Origin of the sequence: Sorangium sp. So ce1014 (genome assembly GCF_051521505.1) — a bacterium.
GTDB lineage: Bacteria > Myxococcota_A > Polyangia > Polyangiales > Polyangiaceae > Sorangium.
The window spans coordinates 6,558,616-6,572,181 of sequence record NZ_CP150356.1 but is presented as its reverse complement, the minus strand read 5'-3'; the positions used below and the strand labels follow the sequence as shown (position 1 = coordinate 6,572,181).

At 70.9% G+C, this 13,566-nt stretch carries 12 protein-coding genes; 3 read left to right on the top strand and 9 right to left on the bottom strand.

Going from position 1 to position 13,566, the window contains the following annotated elements; genetic code table 11:
- Nucleotides 1-24: 24 nt before the first annotated feature.
- The 3 genes from WME75_RS24710 (at nt 25) to WME75_RS24700 (ending at nt 2,848) form a co-directional block, all read left to right on the top strand.
- Nucleotides 25-924 (top strand): AraC family transcriptional regulator, encoded by a 900-nt coding sequence (locus WME75_RS24710; protein WP_437475840.1) that lies wholly within the window; start codon nt 25-27, stop codon nt 922-924.
- A 54-nt stretch (nt 925-978) separates the two neighbouring features.
- Entirely contained in the window at nt 979-1,845 is an 867-nt protein-coding gene (locus WME75_RS24705) for an alpha/beta hydrolase family protein (protein ID WP_437475839.1), read from the top strand.
- 142 nt (nt 1,846-1,987) lie between these two features.
- Nucleotides 1,988-2,848: a DUF1554 domain-containing protein gene (locus WME75_RS24700; protein WP_437475838.1), complete on the top strand. Its 861-nt coding sequence runs from the start codon at nt 1,988-1,990 to the stop codon at nt 2,846-2,848.
- A 70-nt stretch (nt 2,849-2,918) separates the two neighbouring features.
- Here the strand turns inward: WME75_RS24700 and WME75_RS24695 are convergent, their stop codons facing one another.
- From WME75_RS24695 to WME75_RS24655, 9 genes are all read right to left on the bottom strand, one after another.
- Nucleotides 2,919-3,953, bottom strand: a complete 1,035-nt coding sequence (locus WME75_RS24695; protein ID WP_437475837.1) for a Kelch repeat-containing protein — start codon at nt 3,951-3,953, stop codon at nt 2,919-2,921.
- A gap of 231 nt (nt 3,954-4,184) precedes the next feature.
- A complete protein-coding gene (locus tag WME75_RS24690) occupies nt 4,185-5,153 on the bottom strand; it encodes a LysR family transcriptional regulator (RefSeq protein ID WP_437475836.1) in 969 nt (322 codons plus the stop codon).
- Nucleotides 5,154-5,373: 220 nt separating this feature from the next.
- Nucleotides 5,374-6,348, bottom strand: a complete 975-nt coding sequence (locus WME75_RS24685; RefSeq protein WP_437475835.1) for an aldo/keto reductase — start codon at nt 6,346-6,348, stop codon at nt 5,374-5,376.
- 14 nt (nt 6,349-6,362) lie between these two features.
- Entirely contained in the window at nt 6,363-6,542 is a 180-nt protein-coding gene (locus WME75_RS24680; RefSeq protein WP_437494917.1) for a dienelactone hydrolase family protein, read from the bottom strand.
- Nucleotides 6,543-6,948: 406 nt separating this feature from the next.
- Nucleotides 6,949-8,136 (bottom strand): leucine-rich repeat domain-containing protein, encoded by a 1,188-nt coding sequence (locus tag WME75_RS24675; RefSeq protein ID WP_437475834.1) that lies wholly within the window; start codon nt 8,134-8,136, stop codon nt 6,949-6,951.
- Nucleotides 8,137-8,463: 327 nt separating this feature from the next.
- On the bottom strand, nt 8,464-9,894 hold the full coding sequence (locus WME75_RS24670; RefSeq protein WP_437475833.1) for a TolC family protein: 1,431 nt from the start codon (nt 9,892-9,894) through the stop codon (nt 8,464-8,466).
- 56 nt (nt 9,895-9,950) lie between these two features.
- Nucleotides 9,951-11,972, bottom strand: a complete 2,022-nt coding sequence (locus tag WME75_RS24665) for an HlyD family efflux transporter periplasmic adaptor subunit (protein WP_437475832.1) — start codon at nt 11,970-11,972, stop codon at nt 9,951-9,953.
- Nucleotides 11,973-12,010: 38 nt separating this feature from the next.
- Nucleotides 12,011-12,703 (bottom strand): DUF4956 domain-containing protein, encoded by a 693-nt coding sequence (locus WME75_RS24660; protein ID WP_437475831.1) that lies wholly within the window; start codon nt 12,701-12,703, stop codon nt 12,011-12,013.
- Complete coding sequence (locus WME75_RS24655) at nt 12,700-13,503, bottom strand: polyphosphate polymerase domain-containing protein (RefSeq protein ID WP_437475830.1); 804 nt, start codon at nt 13,501-13,503, stop codon at nt 12,700-12,702. The genes WME75_RS24660 and WME75_RS24655 overlap by 4 nt, the downstream gene beginning before the upstream one ends.
- Nucleotides 13,504-13,566 lie beyond the last annotated feature (63 nt).

Here is a 13,566-nt window from a genome sequence, read left to right as displayed (position 1 = left end):
CCCCTCGCTACCCTGTCGCTCGCCGTGGAGGACACCCCCTTGACCGAGGCCACCGCGAACACCTGCTTCGTCCGGTTCCGCAGGGTGCTCGAGTACATCGACGCGCACCTGGACGAGGACTTGACGCTCGAGCGGCTGAGCGGCGTCGCCGCGTTCTCGAAGTACCACTTTCTCCGGCAGTTCTCCGAGCTCTTCGGCATAGGCGTCCACCAGTACGTGAAGCTCGTTCGCCTGCGACACGCCTCGTACCGGCTCGCCCTCCAGGATCGAGCCCGGATCATCGACATCGCGATGGCGAGCGGGTACGAGAGCCCCGAAGCGTTCTCCCGCGCCTTCAAGAAGGCCTTCGGCCAGACCCCGTCCGAGTTCCGAGAGCAGCCCCGGTGGGACTCGTGGCATGCGACCCACGAGCGCCTGAGAGAGGCGAGGACCTTGCCCCTGCAGGCCGACGATCGTGCCGGAGACGTGAAGGTCGCGCGCTTCGAGGAGACGCGCGTCGCCGCCCTCGAGCACCGGGGCGACCCGAGGGCCATCCTGGAATCGGTGCGGCGGTTCATCGGGTGGCGCAAGGAGAACAGGCTGTCGCCGAGGGGCAGCGCGACCTTCAATATCCTCCACGACGACCCGGCCGATACCCCGCCGGAGGCCTACCGCATCGACCTCTGCGCGGCCATCCATCGCCCCGTGTCAGAGAACCCGTTCGGCGTCGTCGAGAAGACGATCCCCGGCGGCCGCTGCGCCGTGCTGCGGCACATCGGCGGCGATGACACGCTCTTCCAGGCTGTGAAGCACCTGTACGCGACCTGGCTCCCCGCGAGCGGAGCGGCGCCGCGGGATTTTCCGCTCTTTTTGCAGCGGGTGCGCTTCTTCCCGGAGGTGCCCGATCACGAGGGCGTCACCGACATCTTCCTCCCGCTCCAGTAGACGATCCCATTCCCGGCCTCTCCCCTCATCCAGATGGCCTCCGGAGAAACAAGCATGAATCGATTCGTGGGCAGCCGCAGCCTCGTCGTGCGAGACGAGACGAAGAACCTCTCGTTCCCGGTGCTGTTGATGTACCCGACGCGCGTCCCTGCCCAGGTCGTGGCGATGGGTCCTTACTCGCTCGAAATCGCCCCGAACGCCCCCGTCGACGGGGGCCCGCTGCGCCTCGTGATCCTCTCGCACGGCAGCGGCAGCTCACCCCTCGTGTACCGGACGATCGCTTCCCACCTCGCGCGGAGCGGATACGTCGTCGCGATGCCCGAGCACCCCGGGGACAATCGCAATGATCGATCCATGTCAGAGACGGTCGAGAACCTCCGGGATCGACCCCGGCATGTCCGCCTCACGGTGGATGCCGCCTGCTCCGATGCGGAGATCGGGCCGCACGTGCGGGGCGACGACATCGCGGTCATCGGGCACTCCATGGGGGGCTATACCGCGCTCGCCGTTGCGGGCGGGAAGCCCTGGGCAGGGCCGGGGCAGCGGGTCGAGGTCACGAAGGACCCGCGCGTGAAGGCGCTGGTCCTGATGGCGCCCGCGACGGGCTGGTTCGGCCTCAACGACTCCTTGCAGGACGTCACGGTGCCCATCCTCTTGCTCGTCGCGGAGCACGACCGCATGACGCCGAGATGGCAAGGGCAGCTCGTGCTCGACCTCATTCCCGACCGGGCTCAGGTCACGCTCAAGATCGTCGAAAATGCAGGCCATTTCTCCTTCTTGAGCCCGTTTCCTCCGCAGATGCGGACCCCGGGCTTCTTGCCCGCCAGCGACCCCGCCGGGTTCGATCGCGAGGCATTTCACCGCGAGCTCCCGCAGGACGTGCGCGAATTCCTCGACAGGACCTCGACACCCGGAGGGTAGGTCGTCCCCCGGCGCCGGGGATCCAGCTTGCTTCGATGGAATTTTATCGTGTCAAGGCACCCACGAGAATGATCTCCCGCTCTCGATCCAGCAAGTGGGCTATCCTGCGCGCCCACTGCGGAACCTTGTTCGGGAGTCTTCCATGAAACGATCGCGCTCAGAGAATCTTCGCAACCTCGGCATCTTGCTCGGCCTCGGCTTCTCGCTCGCCATCGCCGGCTGCGGTGACGAGGAGGGCGGCGGCAGCGCCGGCACCACCACGAGCAGCAGCAGCACCACCAGTGGCGGCACCCCCAGCGGCAGCACCGCCACAAGCGGCAGCGGCGGCGGCGGCGGCGGCACAGGCGGCAGCGACGGCGGCACGGGCGGCAGCGGCGGCGCGGGCGGCGCCAGCGGCACGGGTGGCAGCGGCGGCAGCGACGCGGGGCCATCGCTCAGCTTCTTCGTGTCGAGCACCGGGAGCCCGACCGCGAACCTGGGCGGGCTCGCCGGAGCGGATAGCCGGTGCCAGGAGCTGGCCGAAGCGGTCGGCGCCGGAGCGAAGACATGGCGCGCCTACCTCAGCGTCGAGAAGGGCCCGAACGATCAGCCGGTGCACGCCAAGGACAGGATCGGCGCCGGCCCCTGGTACAACGCGGAGCTCGTGATGGTGGCCGCGAACATCGAGGAGCTGCACTCGAGGTTCGGTGATCACACCGTGTTCCTCGACGAGAAGGGCGAGATGGTGCCTGGTCAGTGGCCGAACTCCCCCACGCCGAACCAGCACGACATCCTCACCGGCACCGACCGGAACGGCACGCTGAAGGCCGGCCAGACGTGCGCGGACTGGACCTCCGAGGACGCGGGCCAGACCGCCTGGGTCGGGCACTCCGACGGGACCGGCCCCAACCAGAGCATGGCCGACATGTACCGGCCGTGGAATTCGGTGCACTCGAGCGGCAGCTGCGCCGACACCGCCCCGGGAGGCGGCAACGGCCGCGTCTATTGCTTTGCCGCGAACTGATCACCGGTCCTGATCTCCCGGCGAGAGGGCCAGGCTCGCGCGGATATGACGCGATGAGCCGCGCGCCCGCTCAGGGCCTGAACGCCTCCGCGACGTCGGTCAGGCCGAAGCCTTGCTGCGTCCCGCCGCCTGGCACGTAGATCGTCGAGCCGACCGCGACCGCGCCGGTGCCGTGGCGCGGCGTCAGCATCGGCGCGAGCACCTGCCACGTGTCGCGCGCGGTGTCGTAGGCTTCGTTGTCGTCGAAGATGCCCAGCGAGCCCGGCTCCTCGTTGCCCTCGCCGCCGATGACGTAGATCGTCTCGTCCTTCACGGCCGCCGCGACGCCGCCGCGCGCCGTCGGCATCGGCGCGCGCGTCGACCAGGCGCCCGCCGGGAGATCGTACGCGAACACCGTATCCTTGACGTTCCCCTGGCCGTTCGCCCGCCCGCCGAGCACATAAAACGTCGAGCCCACGACCGCGCCGCCGACGTGATCGCGCGGCTCGGGAAGGTCCGGCAGCGTCTCCCACGCGCCGGTCACGACGTCGTACGAGGCGAACGCGAGCACCGTGTCCTGGAACTGAGGCGACAGCGAGCGCAGACCGCCCGCCAGGTAAATCTTCGTGCCGCTCGCGCCGACGGCCGCGCTCCCGCGCTCGGTCCCCTCAGGCATGGGATCGAGCTCAGTCCACGCGTCCGTGGCCGGGTCGTACTCGAACGCATCGCCGACGGCCGTCCAGGGGAACTCGCCGATCATGCCGCCGAGCAGGTAGATCTTGCCGCCCGCGGCCGCGACATTCGGGTGATTCAGCGCCATCGGCAGCGGCGCGGCCTCGGACCACGTCTCCTCGCCAGGATCGTAGATCTCGACGCGCCCCGTGTTCAACTGGTCGCCGCCGGCGCCCGCGATGACATAGACCTTGTCGTCGAGCGCCACGACGCCGTGCTCTTGGCGCGGGCCACCCGCGATCGGAGCGAGCTCGCGCCAGCCCGAACGCGCGTCGGTGCTGCCGCCCTCGCCAGAGCCCGTGCCGCTCTCGCTCGCGCTCGACCCGTCGTCGACGCAGGCGGCCGCGACCAGGGAGAGGCAGAGAGAGAAGCCGAGGGCGGTGATGGGTCGCATGGTGTTCTTTTCCTTTCGGTGCTCGGTCAAATCGATCCATGCCGCCTTCATGAGGCATCACCCCCCAACCTGCTTCAGGGCCATCGACCCCACGGCTCCCGAGACCGCGGGCCTCGCGGGCGGCGGCGCGTGGCGGCACGTCGCGTCGCGCGACGGCGCTTCATCGTCACGGCAGAGCGTAATGCCGGCCCCGAGGGCGGTCCACGCCGCGGCGTACCTGGATGGCCGTTACTATCTATCGACGGCGTCGATAGGCTGTTCGAGGAGCGGGCGCGGTATTCCGGCGTGGATCTCGCGACAGATCTCGGAGATGCACCTGCGGAGCCAGACGTGCGCGGGATCCTTCTGCCGCGTCGCGCTGAAGAGGCACGAGAACGGGAAGGGCGGGATGGCGAGCGGCGGCTCGACCACGCGGAGGCCGAGGAGCGGCGCGGTCGCGTGAACGAAGCTGCTCGGCAGCGTCGCGATCAGGTCCGTGTGCGCGACGACGAACAAGGCCGCCGAGAAATGCGGCAGCCGGAGCGCGATGCGCCGGCGGTGCCCGAGCCGCGCGAGCGCGTCGTCCAGGGGGCTCCCCGGCAGCTCGTAGGGCGCGACAAGGACGTGCCCGGCGGCGGCGTAGGCATCGAGCGTGACGCCCTCCCTGACGCTGGGATGGTCGCGGTGCGCGACGCACACGAACGGCTCCTCCAGCAGCCGCTGCGCGACGAGGCCGGAGAGCGGCTGGAACCTCACGCAGAGCGCGACGTCGACCTCGCCCGACTGGACCGACCGATCCACATCCATCCTGAAGGAGCGCAGGACGACATCGACGCCGGGCGCCTCGCGGCGCAACCGCGCCATGAGCGGCGGCAGCACCAGGATCACGGCCCAGTCAGGTGCGGAGAGCGTGAACGTCCGATCGAGGCGCGACGGCTCCACGTCCGTGGCCTGGCCGAGGAGCTGCTCCAGGGAGTCGAGCTGCGCGCGCAGGGGCGCCACGAGCTCCTCGGCGAAGCTCGTCGGCCGGAGCGCGGCCCCGGTGCGGACGAAGAGCGGATCGCCGAACACCTCGCGAAGCCGCCCGAGCGCATGGCTCACTGACGACTGCGCCCGACCAAGGCGCTTTGCCGCGACGACGGTGCTCTGGCTCCGGAGCAGCTCGTCGAGCACGACAAGCAAGTTCAGATCGACGGAGGCGAGGCGGACGTGGCGACTCATGGCGTGTGCAATACATCACCACGCCCCGCTCAAGACAACCTACGCGACCACTTCACGGCGTCGGGGGCTATCTTGGGACGGTCAGCCGGATGACGCCTACCCCGACACGAACGACAGGCTCACGATCGGACACTCTGTCCGGTACGTCCTGGAGCTTCAGCAGTGAAGCTGCCGAGCACCCTCTCGCCACGGCGGGAGGGTCGCTGTCCAGCGCGGCTCCTCAGGGCCGGATCGCCGCGGAGACCTGCGCCGCGCCGGGCGGGCGTGCGGCCGCCGCGGGCACGGGCTCCGGCGCCGACCCCGCCTGGCTCAAGCGCCGCTTCGCCTCGGCGACCACCTCGCTCGGCAAGGGACCTTTCCTTGCGAATGTCAGGTTGTCGCGCAGGTGCTGCGGGTTCCGGGTCCCGACGATGGTGGTGCTCAGGCCCGGGTGCGAGAGCGTGAAGCGCAGGGTGAACTCGATCCGGCTCAGGCCGTCGAGCAGCTCGTCGAGCCTGGCCCGCTCCCAGCGGTCCTGCATGGTGGTGCCCGGCAGCATAGTGTTCGTACGCTGCCAATCGGTGGGCGCGCCGCGCGCGACGCCGCCGCGGATGATGGTGCCCGCACCGGCCTCGGCGGCCTTGCTGATCACGTCCTCGTGCTCGCGCTGCAGCGCGGAGTACGGGATCTGGAAGGCGTCGAAGACGCCGATCTCGATCTGCTCCACCAGGTTGGGCAGCGTGCCCGAGACGCCGAGGAAACGAACCTTGCCCTCGCTCTTGAGCTTCAGCGCCTCTTGCAGCGCGCCGTCCTGCTCGAACTCTCGCCGGGTGAGGCTCCGGTGAAATTGCACCAGGTCGAGGTGGTCCGTCTTCAGGAGGCGCAGGCTGTTCTCCACGCCGTGCCGGATGTTCTGTGCCGTGTGCACATGCTCACCCTGGGCCCCGCCGACGACGCAGCCACATTTCGAAGCCAGGAAGTATTCGCTCCGGCGGCGCGAGATGTGGCGCCCGATGAGCTCCTCGCTGCGACCGTAATCGATGGAGGTGTCGATGAAGTTGATCCCGGTGTCCAGCACGTCGTTCAGGATGCGCTCCGCCTCCTGATCCGAGAGCTCGGGGCCGCGCGGGGCGCCTCGCAGCTCCATGGCGCCGAAGCCGAGCGTGGTGACGCGGACGCCGGTGCGTCCGAGCAGGCGAGTGGGTAAATCCGTCATGGTTCTCCTCTTCTTCAGTTCTTCGGAGCCGCCGCCTTGAGCATCGCGTCGAACAGCGCGAGCAACGTCACGTGGTGGCGCTCGGACGCGGCCTCGTTGTACACCGCTGAATCCGACGGGACCCAGCCATGCTTCGCGCCTGCATACGTCTCGACCGTGTGCTGTACGCCGGCCTGCTCGAAGGCGTCGCTCAGGCGTTGCTTCTGCTGGTCCGGGAACGCCGCGTCCTCGCCGCCGCGGGAGCGAGCGCGATGACCCGGTAGTCCTTCCGGAGAAAACCATCGCTGTCGCGTCCGGAGCCGCGGCCAACGTCAAGGAGGGTCGCCTGCGCAGCCGCGGGCGCGTTTCACGATCGACTCTTACTCTGCTCGCCTCGGCTTGGCAAGCACACTCGCCTCGTGCGATGTCGTTCTCTGGCGCGCGGCGATGGCGCCAGTTGTCTCGATGTCTATCCTGCGCCCTGGCCAGCAGCGCTGCTGAACCGCTGCTGCCTGGGAAGCAGCGGTTCAGCAGCGGTGGTGGTGAGAGCGCCTGCCGCGTGTGCTTTTTGCCATGGGCACGTTACTGGCACGTCCCGTGCTGGCCGAACTCAGGCCGAACTCAGGGCGAGCAGGTGCCGGTACCGTTGTCCTCGTCGAGCACGCTGGAGGGCGGCCAGTCGAGGTGGTCCACGAACGCCTCGATCTCGCAGCTCGGCAAGCTCTCGTTGCCCATGATCTCCACCCCGCCGCTGACCGATCGAGCTCCCAGGCCGCGCAGCGTCGCGAGCGACCGGTTCCCCTTGACGATGAGACTATCGAGCTCCGTCAGGTCCTCGAGTCCGGTCAGCCCGAGCAATGCGTCATTGTTCTGAATTGTGAGCTGGTTCGCGGAGCTCAGGCCGCGCAGAGCATCGATGTCGACGAGTGCTTCGTTGCCTTCCAGCGTCACACTCTCGATCACGCCGTTTCCCTCGCTGAACGGACCGAGTCCGTCGAGGCTGGTCAGGCCGTCCAGGCTGACCATGGCTGAATTGCCGCTGACGAGGAGGTCGTCGATGGTTTCGAGCGCTGTGAGCCCGGTCAGGTCCACGAGCCGCTCGTTCAACGAGATGTCGATGGCCTTCGCGTGAACGAGGCCGTCGAGGCCTTGCAGCGAGCTCAGCCGCCGATTCTCCCGCAACGTGAGCTGCTGGACGATCGTGAGCCGATCGAGGCCCTTCAAGCTGACGAGCCCGTCGCACTCGGAGATGAGGAGCTCCGTGAGATCCTCGACGGCGCCGAGGCCCGCGAGGCTGGTCAGCGCGTCGTTGTCGACCAGGCTGAGCTGCCCGCGCCGCAGGTTGCGCAGCCCGCCCAGCGTCGCGAGCTGGTCATTGCCCTCGATCCAGAGCACCCCCTCCTGGACGTCTGCGAGGCCTGACAAGGATTCGAGTGAATCGTTGTCGACGACGCGCCACTCGGGGGCGTTCACCCCGACGCCGGCGACGCTCTCGAGGAGCGGGTTTTCACTGATCAGGATACCTCCCTCGACCTCTCGCAGGCTCCGGAGCCCGCTGAGGCTGAGCAGCGAGGAGTTCCGCCTCACCGCCAGCTGCGACCCGATGGAGGAAATGGAGCCGAGACCATCCAGGTTGGACAACCGCGGGGCGTCGATGATCTGGAGCAGGCCCGTGATGGTCGTCAGACACGCAAGCGGGGACAGGTCGGAGACGTCGCCGCTGATGTAGAGCGTGCCATCGAGCACCGTTACGCCGCGCAGGTCCTCCAGATCCTCCTGGTGAATGACACTCCGAGAGCCCTTGTACACGTGGCTCGGATCGCACCCCGGCTCGGCGCCCCCCGTGCCCGTGACGCTCGCTGGACCGCCCGAGCTGGGTCCCGTGCCGCCGGCTCCGCCGGTTCCACCAGCTCCTGCCGTCGATCCGCCCTCGCCTCCGTCCGCCGGGGGTTCCTGGGAGAGAACGTCGATCCGGTTCCCACAAGCCGGCGCGAACGCAACGGAGGCAAGCACGCCCACCCACCACGGCTTCCGCATGCCGCGAGGCTCGACTCACCGCGATTCCGCGTCAAGCCGGCCAGATCCATGCTGGAAGTGCGCGCTGTCCCTGGAACAGGACGGCCGGAGCGCCGGAGCTCAGCGCCGGTCCGCCGGCCTGCGCGCGTCCAGCGGGCCGCCGACCACGAGGCGCAGCTCGGCCAGCGCCGTCCGGTACTCGCGCACGAGCCGCAGGAGCCTGACCCGCGCGGCGGCGCCCCGCTCCTCCAGGCCGAGCGCGCGCACCCCGTCGATCTGGCGGCTGTCGAGCGCGCGCGCGACCTCGACCCCGGCGCGCTCGACGGCCGGGAGCGCGCGCGCCCTGAACTCCTCGACAAGCGCCCCCGCCGCGCGCGCCTCCCGGAGCCGATCGCGCACCTCGCGCGCGACCCGCTGGATCTCGGCGGCGAACGTGCGCTGCGCCGCGACCGCCCCGGCGTCCGCGGCGGCGACCTCGCTCGCGTGCGTGTCGAAGAGCGGCAGCTCGATCCCGGCCTCGAACGTCCAGCCCAGCGGGTCGCGCGTCGCGGGCGAGAACTCGTAGCCGAACTCGACGAACGAGAACCACGGCCAGCGCAGCGTGCGCGCCAGCGCGCCCTCCGCGCCGGCGGCGTCGAGCTCGGCGGCCGCGAGCGCGATCTCCGGGCGGTTCCTCAGCGCGGCCTCGATCAGCGCCTCCTCGGACGCCAGGGGGACGAGCGGCGCGGTCGCGAGCGGCTCGCCCACGAGGCGCACCGGCGTGGCGGGGTCGAGCCCGACGCGATCGAGCAGCGCCGCGAGCACGACCTCGCGGCGCGCGCGCGGCGCCGCGCCGTCCTCCTCGGCCACCGCGGCCGACAGCGCCGCCATCGCCTCGTCGACGGCGGTCACCTGCGACACGGCGACCCGCGCCCGCTCCTGGTCCGCGAGGCGGCGGCGCGTCGCGGCGACCGCCCCGAGCGCCTCGAGCTCGGCGTCGAGCAGCAGCACCTCGTCGAACATCCAGCGGACCTCGGCCTCGAGCTCGAGCTCCGCGACGCGTGTCTCCGCGCGCGCGACGTCCACTTCCGCGCGCGCGACGTCCGCGGCCGCGCCGGCCTCGCCGGGCCGGGGAGGGTGAATGCGGACGCCCGCCGAGAAGCGCGGCTCGCGGTCGAGCATCTGATCGAGGCGCATCTGCGAGACGCGGATCTCCGGGTTCCGGTAGGTGCCCGCCGACTCGGCGTCGATCGCCGCCCGGGCCGTGACCTCGCGCGCCCTCATCGACGCGACCGTCCCGCTCTGCTCCCTGGCCATGGCGACCGCCTCGTCCGCGCTCAGCTCGCGCGGCGCGGCGCTGCGCCCCGCCGCGCGAGCTGAGCGCGCCTGCGCCTTCGCGGCGCGCGCCTCGCGGTAGAGCGCGACCGCGCGCTCCGACCCCTCGAGCTGCGCGGGCGCCGCGCAGGCCACGAGCGAGAGGCACGCGACGGACGACAGCACCGGCGCGGCGGGCCGCGCTGCCGCGCGCGCAGCGAGGCGGCGAAGCAGGGTGAAAATATCAGTAATTTTCATGCCTTACGGCCTTCGCGGAAGTCTCTCCGGGCCTGGACGGCGCCGCCCTGCGCCGCTCAGCCCTGCCACGGCATCTCGAGGAAGAAAGGCGCCTCGGCGCCGGCGTCGAACACGACGATCAGCTTGCCCGGGGACAGCGCGAGCGAGATCCCCTCCGGCTTCTGGCCGGGAAAGCGCCGCACGAGGCTGGGCGAGAGGACGCCGCCCTCGGGGCGGAGGACGTGGAAGAGCGACCCCGCGGCGCCGTCGGCGGTGGACGGGGTCGAGGCGATCGCGAGCGAGCCGTCCGGGAGGAAGCACAGATCGGAGATCCCCCCCGGCGTGGGCGCGCCGTCGAGCTCGACGTCGACGCGCGCGCGCGCCCAGAGCGAGAGGCCGGCGTTCTCGAGGCCCCGCGCCTCGAAGAGCGCGCGCGGCGCGCCGAGCTTCCAGATCAGCGCGTTGCCCTCGGCGTCGAGCGGCGACTTGAGCCCGAAGTAGAGCGCGCCGTCGCGGTAGGCCATGCCCTCGATCTCGAGCGGGCGCGTGCCGCCGGGGAGCCCGAGCTGCGCGAGGGCCGCGGGGCCCGCGGCGTCGAGCAGCTCCGCGAGGTGGGCCTCGGCGTCCACGCGGAAGCCGCGGCCGTCCGGCTTGAGCCGGAGCAGCGCGGTGCGCGCCTTCTTGCGCTTGCCCTTCGCGCTGTAGCCCTGCGACGAGAGCAGGTACACGTCGCCCCCGTCGCCCGCGGTGATCGACTCGATGTCCGCGAGCTCCTTCACGCCGTTCACCGGCACCGGCTCCGGATCGACGGCGCCGGTCGCGGACATCGCGAACAGCCAGGGCACGCCCTCGTCCTTCTCGTCCTTCTGGCCCGTGTCGTCGCTGACGAGGAGGTACCGCGCCTCCGTCGGGCGGGGCAGGATGCCGGACGGCTCGAAGCGCGTCCGCTGCCGCAGCGCCGCCGGGACCGTCATGCGGAGCGCGTCGGCGGCCCCGGCCGGCGGCGCCGCCGCGGGCGCGGCCTTCGCCACGGGGGCGGCCGGCGCGCCGGGGGCCGGCCGCGCGGGGGGCGCGGTGGTCGAGCGCTCGAAGGCGACATCGAACGGCTGGCCGGCGAGCAGATCGACCGGGTGATCGAGCGCGATCGTGACCTCGCGGCCCCACACCGGCAGGTTCAGGTCCGTCCAGCAGCGGAGCGGCAGCTGCGTCACCATCGCCCCGACCGTGACGGCCCTGCCCGTGAGCGGCCGCCCGGTCCCGCCGCGCGCCCAGAGCGTCGCGGTGTCGCCCGCCTCGACGTGGAGCACCGAGTGGTCCGGGAGGCAGGCGATGACCTGCCCGCGCGCGTTGGCGATCTCGACGATCGGGTCGCCCGGCACGGCGACGTCGCCAGGCCGTTTGCGCACCGCCGAGACGCGCCCGCCGTGCGACGCGCGCAGCGTCTGCTGGGCGCGCAGCACCTCGAGCTGCTCGGCGCTCCGCCTCGCCATCGCGAGGTCCGCCTCGATCTTCGCCGTCTCCGGGCTCGCCTGCTGGAGGAGCTTCTTCCGGCGCTCCCCGGCCACCGCGATCTGCGCGCGGAGGAGCTGGATGGTGCGGGGCTTCTCGGTCGCGATCGCGTCGATGCCCGCGCGCTGCACGTCGAGCGAGCCCAGGACGTCGAGGCTCGCCTGCTTGTCCTCGATCAGCCGCTTCACCCGGGAGATCTCGCTGGCCAGCACCTGGCCCTCGGCGCTCGCGACGCGCTGCTCCTCGACCTCGCGCGCGAGCTCGAGCTTCAGGTCCTCGACGCCCGCCTCGAGCTCCAGATCGAGCCGCGCGTGCTCCGCGGGGATCAGCGCCCGGAGGCGCTCCACCTCGGCGCGCGCCACGGCGAGCTCAGCGTCGATCGCGCCGGTGTCGAGCGCGACGAGCACCTGACCCGGCGCCACCTCGTCCCCGACGTCGACCTCGATCGAGGCCACCCGCCCGACCTCGACCGCGGCGACCATCTCGACGTCGGCCTGCGCGAACGCGAAGACCCCGCCGGTCGGGGCGCCGGAGAAGCGCAGCCACGCCGCGAGGCCGAGCGTGCCCAGCATCGTCAGCGCGGGGGTCACGGAAGAAAGCGCGGTTCGGATTCGCCAGAGATGCATCACTAGAGGTCCAGCGTCGGCTCCTGGAGCATCAGACTCACGTCCTCCACTCCGGGGAGCGCTTGAAGGCTCGTCACGAGGCGCACCCGCAGGTCGGGGTGGCGCACGCTGATCTGGTAGGCGTGCTCCATGACGGCGCCCTGCGCCGCCTCGCGCAGGGTCACGAGCGAGAAGGAGCCGCAGTGCTCGCGGAGGACGCCCGCGATCGCGCCGCCGAGGTCCGCGCCCGCCGGCCCGGACGGCGCGACGAACCGGAGCAGCCCGTCCGGCTGCCGGCGCGACCCGTAGCCGGTGACGTGGAGCATCAGCGTCGCGCCGGCGAACATCCCCGCCCCGGCGATCGCCGCGCCGTAGGCCTGCGCGCCGCTCGCCATGCCGATGGCGAGCGACGCGAAGACGAACACGACGTCGCGCGGATCGCGCATCGTGGTGCGGAACCGGATCGCGCTGACGCCCCCGGCGATCCCGATGCCGGCCGCGATGTTGTTGCCGACGGCGAGCATCAGCGTGCACGTGATGATGCTGCCCAGCGCCATGCTCTGGACGATGGTCCGCGAGTACGAGAGGCCGCGGAACGTGAGCATGTAGACGCCGGCGATGCCCTGCGTGAGCCCGAAGGCGACGAGGAGGGCGATGAGCGCCCTGCGCCACTCGACCGTCCCGCCCTGCGAGACCGTCGTCAGCCAGTCCATCATGGCTGCGGCCCTCCCTCGATCCGGGCCGCGCGCGCCTCCGGGAGCGTCAGCTGCGCGTTGACGCTGTAGCAGTACTTGGAGAACGAGTGTCGGACGAGCTCGAGGCGCTGCACGAGCGCCACCATCCACGCGGGCGGCCTGCGCTCGAACTTGAGCTCCAGGACGCAGACGGGCTCGTGCGTTTGCGTCTGGACCGGGTGGTCGACAGGGCGCCACCTCCCCTCGGGCGCGTCGAGATCCAGCGTCTCCCTGCGCTGGCAGACGACCCTCCGGTCGAACGTGATGCGCGCGTACTTGTCGAGGGTGCTCTCGTAGGCCTCGCGCTCGTAGTCGACGATCACCACGGGCCGGAGATCGTGGCGGTGGAACGCGCTGATGAACCGCTCCGCGTATTTCCGCGGGCCCGGCGCGAGCCGCTCCAGCGCGGCGGGGTGGTGGTGCTCGAGCAGCTCCCGCCACTCTTCCGCAGGCACGCACGCGCGCGACTTGACGATCACGTCCTGCACGCGCCGCTTCACCTCGAGGAAGACCGGGCTCTTCTTGCCGGGGTAGGTGCGCACCCGCAGCTTGAAGCGGTCCCGCTGCTCGCGGGTGTTCGCCCAGAAGAGGTCGAACCCGCGCGTGTCAAAGTAGAGCGAGCGGATGCGGTACGAGCCGTTCTCGTTCGCGTACCGGTCCCTCCGGCCGACAGCGCTCGCCGTTTCCCGGATCGCCGGTACGAGCCGCTCCGGGACCAGATATTTGAACTCGTATCTCTCGATGACGTCCAGGATGGCGGCCTCCTCGATCGTCAGGGCCACGTGGGTCGCGCCGCCGCGGCGTCGCGAAATTGTTACTGTATGCACGCCATGATGACATAAATT